The sequence below is a fragment of the Blautia liquoris genome, from assembly GCF_015159595.1.
Lineage (GTDB): Bacteria > Bacillota > Clostridia > Lachnospirales > Lachnospiraceae > Novisyntrophococcus > Novisyntrophococcus liquoris.
The window spans coordinates 38,154-56,128 of sequence record NZ_CP063304.1; the positions used below are offsets into that span (position 1 = coordinate 38,154).

Sequence of the window (17,975 nt, forward strand, 5' to 3'; positions counted from 1 at the left end):
AAAGGTGTGCATTCTGTGTTATACTTAATGCGATTTAATGGCGGAATTTGTCGTCTGGTGAGGAGAGTGTGTGCTGTGGATAACCGGGAGATTATTAATGATGTATTGGTTCATCTGCTTAATGAGATCTGGCAACTGGAAGAGAAGGCCATTATAACGGATGAATATAAGGACATTACGAATAATGATATGCATATTATTGAGGCAGTAGGTCTTGATGGTGCTAACATGTCGGCTATTGCAGGGAAATTAAAAATTACTGTAGGTTCACTCACAACCTCCATGAACAGCCTGGTTAAAAAGGGTTATGCTGAGAGGGAGAGAAGTGAGAGAGACCGCAGAATTGTATATATCCATCTGACCACAAAGGGAAGAAGAGCATATCACCATCACCAGGAATTTCACGAAAAGATGACAGATGCTGTCCTCGAGAGACTGGATGAGGAAGAGATGGCTGTTTTAGCCAAGGCATTGAATGATTTGTATGCATTTTTCCGCCAGCTTGCAAACGATAAAGAATCTTGAAAGATCAGATTTTATATGATAAAAAATATTGTGCTTATAGGAATGCCAGGTGTCGGAAAGAGTACAGTCGGTGTGATTCTGGCGAAAGAGCTGGGATATAACTTTGTAGATTCGGATTTGATAATACAGACGAATGAAAAAAGACTGTTAAGTGAGATAATTGAACAGGAAGGCATTGATGGTTTTCTTAAGATAGAGAACCAGGTCAATGCCTCGCTTTGTGTACAGAAGGCTGTAATTGCAACGGGAGGCAGCGTAGTTTACGGATATGAAGCCATGGAACACCTGAAGAAGATTGGAAATATCATATATCTCAAGCTCTCTTATCAGGAACTTGAGAAAAGACTTGACAATTTGGAAGGAAGAGGAGTCGTTGTGAAATCCGGTCAGACATTGAGAAATATCTACGATGAGAGAACACCTATTTACGAAAAATACGCAAATCACATAATTGACGAGGAAAATCTTGATATTGAAAAGACTTTGCAGAAAATAGTGGAAGTTATTGGAAACTAAATGACATTTTATTACCATTTTATGGCAAGAAATTAAATTTTGTTTACAAAACCATGATGATGAGTTAAGATAGATGATAACATTAGAAAGCGGTCTGACAGGGCGAGTTTTAATATATGATGAAAAATAATCCGATTATTCTAATAAGGGTATGAAAATCGGAAATAACGAGGTGACTCATGGAACAGTATATAATCAAGGGGGGGAATCCTCTCGTTGGCGAGGTGGAAATTGGGGGAGCCAAGAATGCAGCGCTTGCAATACTTACAGCGGCGGTTATGACGGATGAACCGGTTCTGATAGAGAATGTACCGGACGTCAGTGATACGAACGTGCTTCTTGAGGCGATTTCTGTTATCGGAGCAACAGTGGACAGGATTGACCGTCATACGGTCAGAATCAATGGATCAACCATTGGATCAGTAAGTGTAGACTATGAGTTTATTAAGAAAATTCGTGCATCTTATTATCTTTTGGGTGCGCTTCTTGGAAAATATAAACGGGCGGAAGTTCCGCTTCCAGGTGGATGTAATATTGGAAGCAGACCAATTGATCAGCACTTAAAGGGATTTCGCGCACTTGGGGCAAAAGTCGATATCCTGCATGGTGCAATTCTTGCCCAGGCAGATGAACTCAAGGGAAATCATATATTTTTAGATATGGTTTCTGTCGGTGCAACGATTAATATTATGATGGCGGCAGCACTTGCAAAAGGAAATACTATTATTGAGAATGCGGCGAGAGAACCACATGTTGTGGATGCTGCCAATTTTCTGAACAGTATGGGAGCCAATATCAAAGGTGCAGGAACCGATGTGATCCGTATTCGCGGCGTGGAAGAACTCCATGGGACAAGATATTCCATTGTCCCGGATATGATTGAGGCAGGAACCTATATGTTCGCGGCAGCTGCGACAAAAGGGGATGTGCTTATCAAAAATGTAATTCCAAAGCATCTTGAGGCTATGACTGCAAAACTGGAAGAGATTGGCTGTGATGTGGAAGAGTTTGATGATGCAGTGCGTGTCAGTGCCACAAAGAGACTGGGAAGAACCCATGTAAAGACACTGCCCTATCCGGGATTTCCGACCGATATGCAGCCACAGATATCGGTTACACTAGCTTTGGCTGAGGGAACCAGTATTGTGACAGAGAGTATATTTGAAAATCGATTCAAATATGCAGACGAGCTGGGAAGAATGGGAGGATGTATCAAAGTAGAAGGTAATACCGCTATCATAGATGGAGTAGAGGGATTTACAGGAGCTCAGGTGAGTGCACCGGATCTCCGTGCAGGTGCAGCACTTGCCATTGCTGGTCTTGCTGCCGAAGGATATACGATTGTGGATGATATCATATATATCCAGAGAGGCTATGAAGATTTTGACGGCAAGCTTCGAGGCCTCGGAGCTGAGATTGAAAAAGTAAAGAATGAAACAGAAATACAGAAATATAAATTAAGAGTTGTTTAACTTCAAGGGACCTGCATGGTATCAGTCTTCTTAAGATGTACCAGGCAGGCTCTTCTTTGTCTTAGTCGGCAAGTTGCCTCTTGACGAATATTAAAAAAAGAGGTACAGTATATGCGTAAACTAAATAATGATTGCTTTTCTCTTATTCAGAGTGGTGGAGATACAGAGGATCTGTGAAGCCACGGCAACCCCGGAGACGGAAGGTGCCAGCCTGAGCGAAAGTTTCGAACAATAAGGGGATTTGATATTGATTTGTTGAGTCCGCCTGATCAGACGGGCTTTTCTCTATGTTCCAAATAAATATACTAATCTTAGGTATAGAAAAGCATCTCAGTTAATAAGGAGAACAGATACATGGAAAAAAGATTATTTACTTCTGAGTCCGTGACAGAAGGACATCCGGATAAAATGTGTGATCAGATATCCGATGCGATTCTGGATGCGTTACTTGAACAGGATCCGATGAGTCGTGTAGCCTGTGAGACAGCTACGACAACCGGCATGGTGCTGGTTATGGGCGAGATTACTACGAATGCCTATGTGGACATTCAAAAAATTGCAAGAGACACCGTACGTGAGATTGGTTATACACGAGGAAAATACGGATTTGACGCAGAAACCTGCGCTGTGATCACTGCAATTGATGAACAATCTACAGATATTGCCATGGGAGTTGACAAGGCCTTAGAGACAAGGGAAGATGGTATGAGCGATGAAGAGATTGATGCCATCGGGGCAGGCGATCAGGGAATGATGTTTGGCTACGCATCCAACGAGACGGATGAATATATGCCATATCCGATTGCACTGGCTCACAAATTGGCCAGACAGCTGACCAAAGTCCGTAAAGACGGGACTCTTAAGTATTTAAGACCGGATGGAAAGACTCAGGTTACGGTTGAGTATGATGAGGACGGGAAACCGTTTCGTCTGGATGCGGTTGTTCTTTCCACCCAGCATGATCCGGAAGTGACACAGAAACAGATTCATGAGGATATTAAGAAATATGTGTTTGATGCTATTCTGCCGGCTGATATGGTAGATGAGAACACGAAGTTTTTTATTAATCCTACAGGAAGATTTGTAATCGGAGGGCCTCACGGAGACAGTGGACTGACCGGACGGAAGATTATCGTGGATACATACGGTGGATATGCTCGTCATGGCGGCGGAGCATTCTCGGGAAAGGACTGTACGAAGGTTGACCGTTCTGCTTCTTATGCGGCTCGTTATGTTGCCAAGAACCTGGTGGCAGCCGGACTTGCAGATAAGTGTGAGATCCAGTTGTCCTATGCAATTGGGGTTGCTCATCCTACATCCATTCAGGCAGATACTTTTGGAACCGGTAAACTTTCCGATCAGAAACTCACCGAGATTGTACGTGATCACTTTGACTTAAGACCGGCGGGAATCATAAAGATGCTCGATTTGCGTCGTCCGATCTACAAGCAGACCGCCGCATACGGACATTTTGGAAGGAATGATTTGGATCTTCCATGGGAAAAATTGGATAAGGTTGATGAACTGAAAAAATATCTGTAAAAGCATTCAAAAAAGAGAAGGCATTTCCTATGACAATAGTCATGGAGGGGCTTTCTTTTTTTAAATTTCCCACAATCTTACAACTTTATAGAAAGTTTAGAAAAGTATGCTTTACTTAAGATGAAAAACCCTAACGCATATGCTATACTGAAATTAACTATAAAATTTGCGAAGAAGAGAGCGGTAGGAATGAAATTAAAGACAAGGGTAATTATCTCTTTTTTCTCTATAATATGTATACCGGTTGTATTGACATGCATTATGTTTCAAATTGGAATAAATGTAAAGATGGAGAGAATTGGAGAAAAGTATGGGATTGACGAGCCCACATTCGAGAGCCTTGTGAATAACACTCTGATGCTGAATAAGATTACAGAGAATGATGCGCAGGAGCTTCGCGAAGTCGTCAAAGACAGGCCGGAAAAACTAAAGGATCAAAATTATCTGAATAATTTCAATAACAGACTTTCGGAAAGTTATTCATTTCTTGTTATCAGAAAAGGGGACAAGATTGACTATAACGGAAGCAAAAAACATTTAGATAATCAGAAACTTCTTGATACACTGCCTGAATATGGAGATCCCAGAGCTTCCTCTGATAATGGAATTTACATGAGAGCAAAGGAACAGTCTATTGTTCGCCAGGTCGACTATCGGTCAGATGACGAAAAGACGAGTGCTTTTATTGTAACGAAGACAAATCGAATTCTTCCGCAGATGGAGTCCATGATCAAAGAGATGCTTGTCGTGGTGGTTCTGATTCTGGTTGGAACCAGTTTTGTGATGTGTCTTTGGATCTATCACGGAGTGGTCACACCAATTGGGCAACTGAAAACGGCGACACAGAATATCAAAGAGGGAAATCTGGATTTTACGGTTGGCGCCGATGGAGCCAGGGAAGTCCGGGATTTATGTGAAGATTTTGAAGAGATGCGCGTCCGTCTCAAGGAAAACGCCAGGGAAAAAGTTGAATATGACAGTGACAATAAAGAATTGATCAGCAATATATCTCATGATCTGAAGACTCCGATTACAGCGGTGAAAGGATATGTTGAAGGAATCATGGATGGTGTCGCAGATACACCGGAAAAGATGGACAGATATATTCGAACCATATATAATAAAGCTAATGAGATGGATCGTCTGATTGATGAGCTTACGTTTTATTCAAAGATAGATACAGATCGTATACCATATACTTTTACAAAGATCCATGTTTCCGATTATTTTGAAGATTGTGTGGAAGAGTTGAGTCTTGAACTTGAGTCTAAGGGCATTGAACTTGCTTATTTCAATTATCTCGAAGAGGACACTATTATCATTGCGGATGCAGAGCAGCTGAAAAGAGTGATCAATAATATTATCAGTAATTCCATAAAATATATGGATAAACCGCGTGGTGTCATTAACATTCGCCTGAGAGACGTGGGTGATTTTATACAAGTTGAGATTGAAGATAACGGAAAGGGAATATCTCAGAAAGATTTGACAAAGATATTTAACCGGTTTTACCGCACGGATGTCTCGAGAAACTCGAATAGAGGAGGAAGTGGCATCGGACTTTCCATTGTGAAAAAAATTCTGGAAGACCATGGCGGCAAGGTTTGGGCAACCAGTAAATTAGGTGTGGGAACTGTGATAAACTTTGTATTTAGAAAATATCAGGAGGTACCTTTAAATAATGAGCAGGATATTAATCATTGAAGATGAGGAGTCGATTGCGGAGCTGGAGAAAGATTATCTTGAACTGTCTGATTTCGATGTCTCTATTGAAAATCGCGGAGACATAGGGCTTGAAAAGGCATTAAATGAAGATTTTGATTTGTTTATCCTGGATCTCATGCTGCCGGAAGTCGATGGATTCGAGATCTGCAGACAGATTCGGGAGAAGAAGAACACCCCGATTTTGATGGTCTCCGCGAAAAGGGATGACATTGATAAGATCCGGGGACTTGGACTGGGAGCAGATGATTATATGACAAAGCCGTTCTCGCCTAGTGAGATGGTTGCCCGTGTCAAGGCTCATCTGGCCAGGTATGACCGTCTGATTGGAAGCGGAATGCCGAAGAACGATGTGATCGAAATGCGTGGTATCAAGATTGACAAAACAGCCAGAAGAGTGTGGGTCAACGGAGAAGAGAAAGGCTTTACGACAAAGGAGTTTGATCTTCTGACATTTCTGGCTGAACATCCGAATCATGTGTATACGAAGGAAGAACTTTTTCGGGAGATCTGGAATATGGAGTCTATCGGTGATATTGCCACAGTGACGGTACACATTAAGAAGATAAGAGAAAAGATTGAGTATAATACCTCAAAACCCCAATATATAGAGACAATCTGGGGTGTTGGTTATCGTTTCAAGGTCTGAATTAATATCTTTGAAATGATAGAAAGTGTAAAAGGAAGGGCTTAAACTAAATGGGTAAAATATTTTATATTATGGGAAAAAGCGCTTCCGGTAAAGACTGCATATATAAAAGAATGATGTGTGACTCGGATATGCGGCTTCTTCCCCTTGTACTGTATACGACAAGACCGATCAGAGATCAAGAGGTACCAGGAAAAGAATATAATTTTGTGAACGAGGAAGAGATTAAAAGGCTAAGAAGTCTGGAAAAGATCATAGAGGAGCGTTCTTACCACACGGTATATGGGATCTGGACTTACGCCACAGTGGATGATGGAAACATCGACCTGGAACAGAATGATTATGTGGGAATCGGAACCCTTGAATCCTATATGAAAATAAAAAAATATTTTGGAAAAGATTCCGTATGTCCGATCTATATTGAAGTAGAAGACGGTATTCGGCTGGAACGTGCACTTCAAAGAGAAAGAGAACAAAAGAATCCGAGATATGCGGAAATGTGCCGCAGATTTCTGGCAGATAATGAAGATTTCAAAGAGGAACATATCAGGGAGGCTGGTATTATAAAACGTTTCCAGAACAATGGGGATATTTCAAATTGTCTGAATGAGATACACAAATTTATAGGGAGTCGGCGAAAAACTTTGTAATTCAAGGTGCTGATGTGATATAATACAGATACCCAGAATTGTTGAAGTATAAAAGTACAAGATGATCTGTAGGTATGACGGACAAAATTTTGGAGGTGATGCTATGAGTGGCTTTGATGATGTACTCGGGCAGGAAAAGATCATAAAGCATTTACAAAATGCCATTTTGATGAACAAGGTTTCTCATGCGTATATATTTTCCGGGGAGCGTGGAGCGGGAAAGAAACTACTGGCATCGTTGTTTGCCATGACACTTTTATGTGAGAAGCAGGGTATCGATCCTTGTATGGAATGTGCATCCTGCAAAAAAGCCATGAGCAGGAATCACCCCGATATTATAAACGTTATCCATGAAAAGCCAGGTTCGATTGGCATTAAGGATATCAGGGAGCAGCTAGTTGATGATGTCGAGATCCGGCCATACAGCGGCCCTTATAAAATCTACATTATTAACGATGCACAGAAGATGACGCTGCAAGCTCAGAATGCTTTACTTAAGACAATAGAGGAACCACCAATTTATGCGATTATACTGCTTTTGACAGATAATCCGGATGCGTTTTTACCAACAATAACTTCAAGATGTGTGACGTTAGCTTTAAGGCCTGCGTCTGACAATGTGGTGAAGAGTTACCTGATGGATCGCATGCATATTCCTGATTATCAGGCTGAGATAGATGCTTCATTGGCACAGGGAAATATAGGCAGAGCGAAACAGGCGGCGACGTCTGCTGAGTTTGCACAACTTACCCAGAATGCACTTCATATTGTGGAGCAGGCAGAAAATATGCAGATTTATGAACTGGTGGATGCGGTAAAAGAGATGTCGAATGACAAGAATAATATCACAGATTATCTCGATATTTTTACCATGTGGTTTCGCGATGTGCTGCTGTTTAAGGCAACGCGGGAGATAGATAGCCTTGTATTTAAGCAGGAGATTAATCATATAAAGGAACGTGCGCAGATGAGTTCCTATGAAGGACTGGAACATATTATAGATGCGATTGAAACAGCCAGAATCCGGCTGAGTGCAAATGTTAACTTTGATTTGACAATGGAATTACTGTTCCTTACAATTAAGGAGAATTAAAATGACGAGAATAATAGGAGTTCGTTTTCGCAATGTAGGTAAGATATATTACTTTGATCCTGTATCTTTTGATATTAAGACAGGAGATCATGTGATTGTGGAGACAGCACGCGGCATTGAATATGGTCTTGTGGTACTTTCACCGAAAGAAGTGGAAGACTTTGAGGTTGTTCAGCCTTTGAAGGAAGTCCTTCGAATTGCTACACCAAAGGATGATGTAAAGGAAGAGAATAACAGGGAAAAGGAAAAAGAAGCCTTTGAGATCTGTCAGAAGAAGATTGCGGCGCATCATCTGGATATGAAGCTTATCGATGCAGAATATACCTTTGATAATAATAAAGTGCTTTTTTATTTTACTGCGGATGGAAGGATTGATTTTCGCGAACTAGTTAAAGATCTGGCAGCAGTTTTTAAGACGAGAATTGAACTCAGACAGATAGGTGTTCGTGACGAGACTAAGATTCTTGGAGGGATTGGGATCTGTGGCCGTTCCCTATGCTGCCATACGTATTTATCAGAGTTTGCACCTGTATCAATTAAGATGGCAAAGGAGCAGAATCTCTCATTGAACCCAACTAAGATATCGGGAGTCTGCGGAAGGCTGATGTGTTGCCTGAAGAATGAACAGGAGACTTATGAAGACTTAAACAGTAAAATGCCTGTTCACGGAGAGATGGTTATGACACCGGAAGGGCTGAAAGGAGAAGTGAGCAGTGTCAATGTCTTACGTCAGTTAGTCAAGGTCCTGGTTGAGGCAGACAATGAAAAAGAGATCAGGGAATATCCTGTGAGCGAGCTGAAATTTAAACCTAAGGCGAAAAAGGGAAAGGCTAAAAACAAAGACAGTAAAGAGGCAGTAAAGAAATAATAAACTGAGTCATTAAGGATGGTCAGATGGAATTACTAGAAGGTGAACGACTGGATGATCTCCAGAATGGTTACTGGATGATACAGGACAGGAAAGATTTTTGCTATGGGATTGATGCGGTGCTTTTGGCATCATTTGCAAGAGTAAAACAGGGAGAAAGAGTTCTGGATCTTTGCACCGGTACAGGAATTGTACCGGTGCTTTTGAAAGCAAAGACAAAAGGTAAACACTTTACAGGTCTTGAAATACAGGAAAAAAGTGTGGATATGGCGAGAAGAACTGTAGAATATAATCATCTTGAGAATGACATCACAATTGTACAAGGTGATGTCAGAGGGGTGGATGACATATTTTCTGGTACCTTTTTTGATGTTGTGACATGCAATCCTCCATATATGATCTCTAGCCACGGTTTGTCAAATCCGTACCTGCCCAGAGCGATTGCAAGGCATGAGATTCTCTGCACGTTGGAGGATGTAGTAAGGGAAAGTGCAAAACGACTGCCGCCGAGGGGAAGATTCTATATGGTTCACAGACCTTTTCGCCTGGCGGAGATTATAAATCTTATGATGAGGTATAAGCTGGAGCCTAAAAGAATGCAGCTTGTATATCCTTTCGTGAATAAAGAACCAAATTTGGTATTAATCGAAGGTGTAAAGGGCGGTAATTCCAGGATTACAGTGGAAAAACCTTTGATTGTCTATGAAAAGCCGGGGATATACACTGCTGATATCAGGAGAATATATGGAGAATGATAATATGCAAGGACAATTGTATCTGTGTGCGACTCCTATAGGGAATTTGGAGGATATTACGTATCGGGTAATCCATACACTACAGGCTGTAGATTTGATTGCAGCGGAAGATACCAGAAACAGTATTAAGCTTTTGAACCATTTTGAAATAAAAACTCCGATGACAAGCTATCATGAATATAACAAGATGGACAAAGGCCGTTATCTTGTGGAACAGATGACCCAGGGAAAAGAAGTCGCTTTGATTACAGATGCAGGAACACCCGGGATATCTGATCCAGGAGAAGAACTTGTCTCCATGTGTTATGATGCGGGTATCACAGTCACTTCTCTGCCTGGTGCATGTGCATGTGTCACAGCACTTACAATATCGGGACTCCCTTCCAGAAGATTTGCATTTGAAGCGTTTCTTCCTTCGGATAAAAAGGAAAAGAAAGTGATTCTGGAAGAACTTTCTTGTGAGACCAGAACGATTATCTTGTACGAGGCCCCTCACCGGCTTGTGGATACACTTTCAGAACTTAAGGATACACTTGGAAGGGATCGGAAGGTATCTGTCTGCCGGGAGCTTACGAAGAGGCACGAAACAGTTTTCCAGACAACTCTGACTGAGGCACTGTCTTATTATCGGACGCATACCCCAAAGGGAGAATGTGTGATTGTAATAGAAGGCAAGAGTAGAAGGATTATAAGAAAGGAAGAAATTGATTCCTGGATGCAGATGAAACTTGAAGATCATATGAAGTTCTATGAAGATCAGGGTATTACCCATAAGGAGGCAATGAAACTGGTTGCTCGGGACCGGGGGGTCCCGAAACGGGAAATATATAAGGAACTACTTCAGTAAAATTGTTATTCTTTCTTGTACATGAACCGGGCAAACAGTATCCCTGCCAGTGTACTTACAGTGGTGGCCGCGATAGCGGGTCCGATAATTGAGGCCGGAGCAGTACTTCCATACTGACTTCTATATGCAATCACATTAACCGGGATCAGCTGAAGGGATGAGATATTAACAATCAAAAAGGTACACATGTCTTTTGTGGCAATGTTTGGTGCACGAAGTCGGTTTGTTCCAAGATTACGGCAATCCTCTTCATTTAATTCTTCCAGTGACTCCATGGCCTTTAAGCCTGCCGGAGTTGCTGCCCATCCAAGCCCGAGAAAATTAGCGATCATGTTCAGTGAGATATGTCCGTAGGCCGGATGATCTTCCGGTACATTTGGAAAGAGAAACTTCAGAATTGGTTTCATCTTTTTTGTCATCTGTTCGATCAGACCACTGCTTGTGGCAACTTTCATCAGACCGGTCCACATGGCAGTGACACCGGCCATGGCGATTGCCATGGAGACAGCTTCTTTGGATGAGCTGACTGCGGCTTCTGTGACGTCTTTCAGATTCCCGGTGAGGGTTCCGTAGACGATTCCGATGATCAGCATACCTCCCCAGATATAGTTCATATTCCTCTCCTCCTGGTGCATAACCTTTTGACCCTATATGATACACGGATTACTCCGCACTTTGTGCTCACGTATCTTCGCTCCGCTCCGGTCGGTGCTAAACGAACATCCACTGGATGTTCAGCACCCTACAAACATTCGAAATACACCCTAATCGGGTTGCTTTCTCATGTTTGTGCGGGTCCCAAAGTCATGCTTTTTCATGCAAGCATGAAACGCAGGACCTTTTGACCCTGGTATCATTATATTCAGGGGAGGGATTTCTATGAAGCGGATCTTGCAGAGCAGCATGTCCATCTTTTTATTATGAAGGTGGAAGAAACAACTCTGTGAGTGCTATTTTCATGAATATTTTGAATTTTTATTCTTTAGGGGTTGAAAACCACTACAAAATGGTATAGTATCTAAGTGTAGAAAATTGTTAGCTTGAGCTAATTTTTATTGCCCAGGTCAAAAGGTTATAGGACTTGCGGTGTCGATTAATAAAAATACATTATTTACCGATTGAAAGGAGACATATGATATGAGTGATACATTACTCGACATACAAAATTTAGGGGTTTCTGTGGGGGATGATCATCATAAAATCCTAAGCGGCGTAGATCTTAAAATAAATAAAGGTGAGATCCATGTTCTTATGGGGCCAAACGGTACAGGAAAGTCAACGTTGGTCTCAACGATCATGGGTGATCCGAGATACGAAATTACAAGTGGAAGAATTCTATTTGAGGGAAAGGATATTACAGATGAAAAGACAGATGTGAGAGCCAGACTTGGAATTTTTCTTTCATTTCAGTCACCGGAGGAAATCCCGGGGGTAACTGTTGAAAATTTCCTTCGCACTGCGAAGGGTGCCATCGACGGCAGACCGCCGAAGATATTCAAATTCGAAAAAGAACTAAAAGCACAGATGGAAGCACTCGGAATTGATCCTTCCTATGCTGAACGATATTTAAACGTAGGATTTTCAGGAGGAGAGAAGAAAAAAGCAGAGATTCTTCAGCTGCTTATGCTGCAGCCAAAACTGGCCTTGCTGGATGAGACAGACTCGGGTCTGGATGTAGACGCCGTAAAAACAGTATCAAAGGGGATCCAGAACTATCACAATAAAACCAATTCCGTTTTGATTATCACACATAGTGCAAAAATATTGGAAGGACTTGACATTGATTATGTCCATATCCTCGAGAAGGGTAAGATTGTAAAAACAGGCGGAAGCGAACTGGCCTCCGAGATTATCGAGAGAGGATTTGAGAACATGGAGAAGAGGAGTGATGAATATGAGAAACTTTGACTCCGAAAAAACCGATGTTAAAGAAGTCGACAGAAGTGTCTATGATATTAAAGATGAATCTCATCCTGCCTTTGAAGTACATTCAGGTCTCACTGAGGATATTGTAAGCCAGATTTCGGAGGAGAAACATGATCCTGCATGGATGCGTGTTTTCCGAATGAAATCACTGGAATTGTATAATGAGATACAGGTTCCCGACTGGGGGCCTGATTTGGATGATCTGCATCTGGACGATATCAAGACGTATGTCCGCCCGGATACCCCGATGCGTGGAAAATGGTCCGAGGTGCCGCAGGATATTAAAGATACCTTTGACAGGCTGGGAATCCCGAAGGCAGAGCGCAAATCACTTGCCGGTGTAGGTGCGCAGTACGATTCAGAGGTTGTCTATCACAATATTACAGAGACGGCAGCAGCACAGGGAGTTATTTTTACTGATATGGAAAGTGCTCTCACGGGTCCTCATGAGGAAATGGTGAGAAAGCATTTTATGAAACTGGTTCCACCTTCTGATCATAAATTTGCAGCGCTTCACGGTGCGGTCTGGTCAGGCGGAACTTTTGTTTATGTTCCGAAAGGAGTGAAGGTTGAGATCCCCCTGCAGTCTTATTTCAGACTGAATGCCCCGGGAGCCGGACAATTTGAACACACACTGATCATCGTGGACAAGGGGGCATACCTTCATTTTATAGAAGGTTGTTCGGCACCAAAATATAATGTAAACAATCTACATGCAGGTTGTGTTGAGATCTTTGTGGGGGAGAATGCGAGAGTTCGCTATTCGACAATAGAGAACTGGTCCAAAAATATGTATAACTTAAATACAAAACGTGCCAGAGTAGAAAAAGGCGGAAGTATCGAATGGGTATCCGGATCTTTCGGATCCCATATTTCCTACCTGTATCCGATGAGTATTCTTAAGGGCGAGGGAAGTCATATGGAGTTTACTGGCATAACATTCGCCGGAAATGGACAGAACCTGGATACCGGTGCAAAAGTCGTTCATGCGGCACCGCATACGACATCCAATATCACAACAAAATCCATCTCAAGAGATGGCGGTATCTCTACTTTTCGTAGTTCTGTCAAGGTTGCTCCGGGCGCAGCCGGGAGTAAGTCCTCTGTTTCCTGCGAATCTCTGATGCTGGATGATCGGTCGAGGTCGGATACGATCCCTGCCATGGATATTCAGTGTTCGGATGCAGACGTTGGACATGAAGCCAAGATTGGGCGAATCAGCGAACAGGCGGTCTTTTATCTTATGAGCAGGGGGCTCAGCGAGGAAGATGCGAGAGCCTTTATCGTTGGCGGATTTGCAGAACCGATTGCGAAAGAGCTTCCACTGGAATATGCAGTTGAGATGAATAACTTGATTACTTTGGAAATGAAAGGCAGCATAGGCTGAGAAGGAGGTATCTGATGAATGAGCAATTAAACAATCTTCCTGTTCTCACCTGGAATCATCTGGGAGTTAATCGGGCCGGACAGGAATTTGCACTTCCTGAAGTGCCGCAGTTAGAGTCTGCAGAGAAAAATCTGACCATGTCGGTTCTGCCCTCTACGGTGGAAAGAATTCAGGAGTTTCCAATAGATTATAAAGATATGGAAAGTGGCATAGGCAGTGCCTATGATAATTATATAGCGAAAAACTCGAATGTCTCGTATTTTTTGAAAGTGAAACAGGAGACGGAACAGACGATTCGGACGAAGACCTGTATCACACCGGATCATAAGACATTGGCCGGTGATTTTGGAATTTATGCAGAAGAGGGAAGCAGTCTTGTTTGGATGCAGGAATCTGTGTCAGATGAAGAGGCTGCCGGCTTTTCCACAGAACTGACAAGGATTTACGCAAAGAAAAATTCACGGGTCAGACTGATACAGGTTCAGAATCTGAACAGATCTACAGCATGCTGGAATGGTGTTGCGATCTATGCGGAAGACGGTGCCAAGGTAGAAGTTGTGCGTGCCATACTCGGATCTTCTCACGCGGCATATGGAACGAGAGCAGAACTAAAAGGAAGAGAAAGCAGCTATCAGTTAGAGACTATTTATTTTACCGATCAGTCTCAGATCTATGACTTCAATGATGTTGCAAATCATTATGGGAAGAACACCCAGACAGATATGTATACGGCCGGTGTACTTGCGGGAGAGAGCAGTAAGATTCTCCGCGGAACGATTGATTTTAAAAAGGGAGCTGTCTATGCAGTAGGACATGAATCGGAAGAGGTGCTGATGCTTGGTGAAAAGGTCAGAAATCGCACCGTTCCTCTGATTTTATGTGCGGAGGAGCAGGTTGAAGGACAACATGCGGCATCAATTGGACGTCTGGATGAAACACAGATTTATTATCTGATTTCAAGGGGGCTGACCCCCCTTCAGGCGAGGATGCTTTTAATTGAAGGGCGTTTTGCCCCTGTACTGGACAAGATTCCTGATGAACAACTCAGAGAAGAACTTGCTTCTCAGATTGAAAGGAGATTGAAGGAAAATGAACCAAAGTAAGCTGCTTCATGATTTTCCGGTCCTGGCACAGGATGAAAATGGAAAGAAACTGTCTTATCTGGATAATGCAGCGACGACACAGCGCCCGGTTCAGGTTTTGGATGCGGTAAAGAACTTTTATGAAACAGAGAATGCAAACCCGTATCGTGGTGTATATGAGTTGGCAGCAAAGGCAACAGAGGCTCATGAACATGCAAGAAGTACGGTGGCGGAATTTATCAACGCCGACCACGATGAGGTGATCTTTACTCAAGGAACGACAGAGGGATTAAATCTGATAGCCTATAGCTATGGACTTAACTTTTTAAAGGACGGCGACGAGATTGTCATATCTGTAGCCGAACATCACAGCAATCTTGTCCCATGGCAGAGAGTTGCAAAAGCGACAGGTGCAGTGCTCAAATATATGTATCTGGACGATAGCGGACGAATTACAGACGAAGAAATCGAGAAAAAAATCGGATCAAACACTCGCCTTGTCGCCATCGCACAGGTGTCTAATGTTCTTGGACTCGAGGCACCCATCGAAAAGATTGTAAAAAAAGCACATGCTGTCGGAGCTGTTGTTGTTATGGACTGTGCACAGAGCCTTCCGCATATTCCGGTTGACGTCAGAAAACTAGATGTCGATTTTGCAGCATTGTCAGGTCATAAGATCTATGGTCCTATGGGGATTGGTGCATTATACGGTAAGAAAGAACTTTTGGAGAAAATGCCGCCATTTTTAAGTGGAGGTGATATGATCCAAAGTGTGCATGAACAGAGTGTTACCTATGGAGAGGTTCCGCGCAAATTTGAAGCAGGTACCAGAAACGTCGGCGGAGAAGTCGGCCTGGAAGCTGCAATCAACTATGTGAAAGAGATTGGCTATGACGAAATTATAAGACATGAGCATGAGCTGATCGAATATGCGATTGATCAGTTGAGAGATCTGCCATATGTGACAATCTATGGAGAGCCCTCGGACAAACTTCGTCATGGTGTGATTGCATTCAACATTGATGATGTGCATCCTCATGATACGGCTACAATCTTAGATGCCGAAGGCGTTGCAGTTCGTGCAGGGCATCACTGTGCCCAGCCTTTGATGGATTACCTTCATATCACTGCATGTGCCCGTGCAAGTTTTGCCATTTATAATACGAAAGAGGATGTCGATGCGCTGATTCGCGGAATCAAGAACGTAAGGAGGTACATGGGCTTTGGAGATTAATCAATTGTATAATCAGATTATTATCGAAAACAGCCGTGCAAAGTGGAACCGCCATGCGGTGGAGAACAAAACCATAAGTCTGGAAGGTGTAAATCCAAGCTGTGGAGATGATATTACTTTGGAACTCCGAGTAAAGGACAACATGATCGAAGACGCCGGGTTTGTAGGTGACGGATGTGCGATCTCACAGGCATCCGCTTCTATAATGATTGACTTAGTTAAGGGAAAGTCTGTCGGGGAAGCAAAAAAGCTGATGAGGATTTTCTTTGGAATGATCAAGGGAGAAATCACAGACGAATCTGAGATAGAAGAGCTGGATGAAGCGGCCGCCTTACAAGGCGTTTCACAGATGCCGGCAAGGGTAAAATGTGCAGTGCTTGCATGGCATACGCTGGAAGAGGCACTGGACGATGAAGAAAAAGAAGATAAAAAGGTATAAGATACGAAACCGGACGAAAACAACAAAAAATGTCGTCCGGTTTTTTGAAATTATAAAAAAAGTACTGTAATACCTTGAAAAAGATGTTATGATATGATAAAAGGACCGAAAGGTCATCGCGCGGAGCAATCCGTGTTATCAGGAAAATCATAGTTGGGAGGTATTTAAGTATGTACAATGATGAGCAATTAACCAGAATGCATGAGGGAAAAGGCTTTATAGCTGCCTTGGATCAGAGCGGCGGCAGCACACCGAAAGCTTTGAAGCTTTACGGAATTGACGAATCAAGATACCATGGTGACGAGGAGATGTTCGAACTTGTCCACAGGATGCGGACAAGAATTATCACGAGTCCCTCATTTACCTCAGAGCGTATCCTGGCGGCGATCCTGTTTGAGAACACCATGGATCGCAAGGTGGCAGGAAAGTATACAGCAGATTATCTTCTTCAGGAAAAGGATATTTTACCGATTCTTAAGGTTGATAAGGGTCTGGCTCCTGAGACCGAAGGCGTGCAGCTTATGAAACCCATCCCTTCTCTGGATGCACTTCTTGACAGAGCAAATGAGAGACACATATTTGGAACAAAGATGCGTTCGGTTATCAAACTTGCAGATAAAGAAGGAATCCGAAAGATTGTAGATCAGCAGTTTGAACTTGGACTGCAGATTGCAGAAAAAGGATTGATTCCTATTCTGGAGCCGGAAGTCGATATTTACAGCAGTCAGAAAGAAGAAGCCGAGAAGCTTCTGAAAGAAGAATTCTTCAATCACCTAAAGAAAGTTCCCAGTGATGTCAAATTGATGTTTAAAGTCAGCATTCCGACTATGGAAGGATTTTATTCGGATCTGATGGAAGATCCACGAGTTGTGAGAGTGGTAGCTCTCTCTGGAGGATACAGCCGGGATGAGGCAGATAAACTTCTTGCAAAAAATTCAGGATTGATTGCCAGCTTCTCAAGAGCTTTGTCTCAGGGACTTAATGATGCGCAGGCGCAGGATGAATTCGATAAAATGCTGAGAGATTCTATTCAGCAGATTTATGAGGCATCTATCAGCTGATTTATTCAAGCAGCAGAGGTTAAGCATACGGCACGGTGTAATACAGTTTTGCAGTTTTGAAAGTGGTATGGAAAAAGCGTTCATATGGGTAAAAATACATACGCCCGATGAGCGCCTTTTTTCTTTGGGTCTTCTCTTTTGGGAGGAATTGAGGTATGATAAATAGTAGTCCGAAAGGCTGGACTTTTGATAAAATACTGTATTATA

The 17,975-nt window shown here is 42.6% G+C and carries 18 protein-coding genes and 1 riboswitch; of the genes, 17 read left to right on the forward strand and 1 reads right to left on the reverse strand.

The features are described 5' to 3' along the window. Positions 1–27 precede the first annotated feature (27 nt). The 11 genes from INP51_RS00215 (at position 28) to rsmI (ending at position 10,639) form a co-directional block, all read left to right on the forward strand. Positions 28–525 (forward strand): MarR family winged helix-turn-helix transcriptional regulator, encoded by a 498-nt coding sequence (locus INP51_RS00215; protein ID WP_193737177.1) that lies wholly within the window; start codon positions 28–30, stop codon positions 523–525. 15 nt (positions 526–540) lie between these two features. Then, on the forward strand, positions 541–1,041 hold the full coding sequence (locus INP51_RS00220; RefSeq protein WP_193735766.1) for a shikimate kinase: 501 nt from the start codon (positions 541–543) through the stop codon (positions 1,039–1,041). A gap of 179 nt (positions 1,042–1,220) precedes the next feature. Continuing rightward, on the forward strand, positions 1,221–2,513 hold the full coding sequence (locus INP51_RS00225; RefSeq protein ID WP_193735767.1) for a UDP-N-acetylglucosamine 1-carboxyvinyltransferase: 1,293 nt from the start codon (positions 1,221–1,223) through the stop codon (positions 2,511–2,513). 139 nt (positions 2,514–2,652) lie between these two features. Then, positions 2,653–2,751, forward strand: a riboswitch (SAM riboswitch). Between the two features lie 116 nt (positions 2,752–2,867). Next, entirely contained in the window at positions 2,868–4,055 is a 1,188-nt protein-coding gene (gene metK / locus INP51_RS00230) for a methionine adenosyltransferase (RefSeq protein WP_193735768.1), read from the forward strand. Between the two features lie 189 nt (positions 4,056–4,244). Continuing rightward, positions 4,245–5,759, forward strand: a complete 1,515-nt coding sequence (locus INP51_RS00235; RefSeq protein ID WP_193735769.1) for a HAMP domain-containing sensor histidine kinase — start codon at positions 4,245–4,247, stop codon at positions 5,757–5,759. Then, positions 5,737–6,426, forward strand: coding sequence for a response regulator transcription factor (locus INP51_RS00240; RefSeq protein ID WP_193735770.1), 690 nt, complete (start codon positions 5,737–5,739; stop codon positions 6,424–6,426). Before INP51_RS00235 ends, INP51_RS00240 begins: the two co-directional genes overlap by 23 nt. 50 nt (positions 6,427–6,476) lie before the next feature. Beyond that, the gene (locus INP51_RS00245; protein WP_193735771.1) at positions 6,477–7,076 is read left to right on the forward strand and encodes a guanylate kinase; all 600 of its coding nucleotides are present in this window, start codon (positions 6,477–6,479) and stop codon (positions 7,074–7,076) included. Positions 7,077–7,179: 103 nt separating this feature from the next. Next, positions 7,180–8,169 carry a DNA polymerase III subunit gene (locus INP51_RS00250; RefSeq protein WP_193735772.1) on the forward strand — a complete coding sequence of 330 codons (990 nt, stop codon included), beginning with the start codon at positions 7,180–7,182 and terminating at the stop codon, positions 8,167–8,169. Between the two features lies 1 nt (position 8,170). Continuing rightward, positions 8,171–9,037 (forward strand): PSP1 domain-containing protein, encoded by an 867-nt coding sequence (locus tag INP51_RS00255; protein WP_193735773.1) that lies wholly within the window; start codon positions 8,171–8,173, stop codon positions 9,035–9,037. A gap of 26 nt (positions 9,038–9,063) precedes the next feature. Further along, entirely contained in the window at positions 9,064–9,792 is a 729-nt protein-coding gene (locus INP51_RS00260; RefSeq protein WP_193735774.1) for a tRNA1(Val) (adenine(37)-N6)-methyltransferase, read from the forward strand. Between the two features lie 4 nt (positions 9,793–9,796). Continuing rightward, entirely contained in the window at positions 9,797–10,639 is an 843-nt protein-coding gene (rsmI, locus tag INP51_RS00265; RefSeq protein WP_193737178.1) for a 16S rRNA (cytidine(1402)-2'-O)-methyltransferase, read from the forward strand. 5 nt (positions 10,640–10,644) lie between these two features. On the opposite strand, the gene INP51_RS00270 is transcribed toward rsmI, so the two are convergent. Continuing rightward, positions 10,645–11,253 carry a nucleoside recognition protein gene (locus tag INP51_RS00270; protein ID WP_193735775.1) on the reverse strand — a complete coding sequence of 203 codons (609 nt, stop codon included), beginning with the start codon at positions 11,251–11,253 and terminating at the stop codon, positions 10,645–10,647. Positions 11,254–11,776: 523 nt separating this feature from the next. Between INP51_RS00270 and sufC the strand changes: the two genes are divergently transcribed. From sufC to INP51_RS00300, 6 genes are all read left to right on the forward strand, one after another. Continuing rightward, positions 11,777–12,547 (forward strand): Fe-S cluster assembly ATPase SufC, encoded by a 771-nt coding sequence (gene sufC / locus INP51_RS00275; RefSeq protein WP_193735776.1) that lies wholly within the window; start codon positions 11,777–11,779, stop codon positions 12,545–12,547. After that, on the forward strand, positions 12,534–13,952 hold the full coding sequence (gene sufB / locus INP51_RS00280; protein WP_193735777.1) for a Fe-S cluster assembly protein SufB: 1,419 nt from the start codon (positions 12,534–12,536) through the stop codon (positions 13,950–13,952). Before sufC ends, sufB begins: the two co-directional genes overlap by 14 nt. 14 nt (positions 13,953–13,966) lie before the next feature. After that, positions 13,967–15,055, forward strand: a complete 1,089-nt coding sequence (locus INP51_RS00285; RefSeq protein ID WP_193735778.1) for a SufB/SufD family protein — start codon at positions 13,967–13,969, stop codon at positions 15,053–15,055. Further along, positions 15,042–16,268 (forward strand): cysteine desulfurase, encoded by a 1,227-nt coding sequence (locus INP51_RS00290; protein WP_193735779.1) that lies wholly within the window; start codon positions 15,042–15,044, stop codon positions 16,266–16,268. Before INP51_RS00285 ends, INP51_RS00290 begins: the two co-directional genes overlap by 14 nt. Further along, a complete protein-coding gene (gene sufU / locus INP51_RS00295; protein ID WP_193735780.1) occupies positions 16,258–16,707 on the forward strand; it encodes a Fe-S cluster assembly sulfur transfer protein SufU in 450 nt (149 codons plus the stop codon). The genes INP51_RS00290 and sufU overlap by 11 nt, the downstream gene beginning before the upstream one ends. A 170-nt stretch (positions 16,708–16,877) precedes the next feature. Then, the gene (locus INP51_RS00300) at positions 16,878–17,768 is read left to right on the forward strand and encodes a fructose bisphosphate aldolase (RefSeq protein WP_193735781.1); all 891 of its coding nucleotides are present in this window, start codon (positions 16,878–16,880) and stop codon (positions 17,766–17,768) included. The last annotated feature ends 207 nt before the right edge of the window (positions 17,769–17,975 follow it).

What these genes read in the sequence shown, in the direction of transcription:
- INP51_RS00300 (WP_193735781.1), top strand. Translation starts at nt 16,878, where the DNA reads ATGTACAATGATGAGCAATTAACCAGAATGCATGAGGGAAAAGGCTTT.
- INP51_RS00225 (WP_193735767.1), top strand. Translation starts at nt 1,221, where the DNA reads ATGGAACAGTATATAATCAAGGGGGGGAATCCTCTCGTTGGCGAGGTG.
- INP51_RS00220 (WP_193735766.1), top strand. Translation starts at nt 541, where the DNA reads ATGATAAAAAATATTGTGCTTATAGGAATGCCAGGTGTCGGAAAGAGT.
- metK (WP_193735768.1), top strand. Translation starts at nt 2,868, where the DNA reads ATGGAAAAAAGATTATTTACTTCTGAGTCCGTGACAGAAGGACATCCG.
- sufC (WP_193735776.1), top strand. Translation starts at nt 11,777, where the DNA reads ATGAGTGATACATTACTCGACATACAAAATTTAGGGGTTTCTGTGGGG.
- INP51_RS00235 (WP_193735769.1), top strand. Translation starts at nt 4,245, where the DNA reads ATGAAATTAAAGACAAGGGTAATTATCTCTTTTTTCTCTATAATATGT.
- INP51_RS00260 (WP_193735774.1), top strand. Translation starts at nt 9,064, where the DNA reads ATGGAATTACTAGAAGGTGAACGACTGGATGATCTCCAGAATGGTTAC.
- INP51_RS00215 (WP_193737177.1), top strand. Translation starts at nt 28, where the DNA reads ATGCGATTTAATGGCGGAATTTGTCGTCTGGTGAGGAGAGTGTGTGCT.
- sufB (WP_193735777.1), top strand. Translation starts at nt 12,534, where the DNA reads ATGAGAAACTTTGACTCCGAAAAAACCGATGTTAAAGAAGTCGACAGA.
- INP51_RS00270 (WP_193735775.1), bottom strand. Translation starts at nt 11,253, where the DNA reads ATGAACTATATCTGGGGAGGTATGCTGATCATCGGAATCGTCTACGGA.
- INP51_RS00250 (WP_193735772.1), top strand. Translation starts at nt 7,180, where the DNA reads ATGAGTGGCTTTGATGATGTACTCGGGCAGGAAAAGATCATAAAGCAT.
- rsmI (WP_193737178.1), top strand. Translation starts at nt 9,797, where the DNA reads ATGCAAGGACAATTGTATCTGTGTGCGACTCCTATAGGGAATTTGGAG.
- INP51_RS00290 (WP_193735779.1), top strand. Translation starts at nt 15,042, where the DNA reads ATGAACCAAAGTAAGCTGCTTCATGATTTTCCGGTCCTGGCACAGGAT.
- INP51_RS00240 (WP_193735770.1), top strand. Translation starts at nt 5,737, where the DNA reads ATGAGCAGGATATTAATCATTGAAGATGAGGAGTCGATTGCGGAGCTG.
- INP51_RS00255 (WP_193735773.1), top strand. Translation starts at nt 8,171, where the DNA reads ATGACGAGAATAATAGGAGTTCGTTTTCGCAATGTAGGTAAGATATAT.
- INP51_RS00245 (WP_193735771.1), top strand. Translation starts at nt 6,477, where the DNA reads ATGGGTAAAATATTTTATATTATGGGAAAAAGCGCTTCCGGTAAAGAC.
- INP51_RS00285 (WP_193735778.1), top strand. Translation starts at nt 13,967, where the DNA reads ATGAATGAGCAATTAAACAATCTTCCTGTTCTCACCTGGAATCATCTG.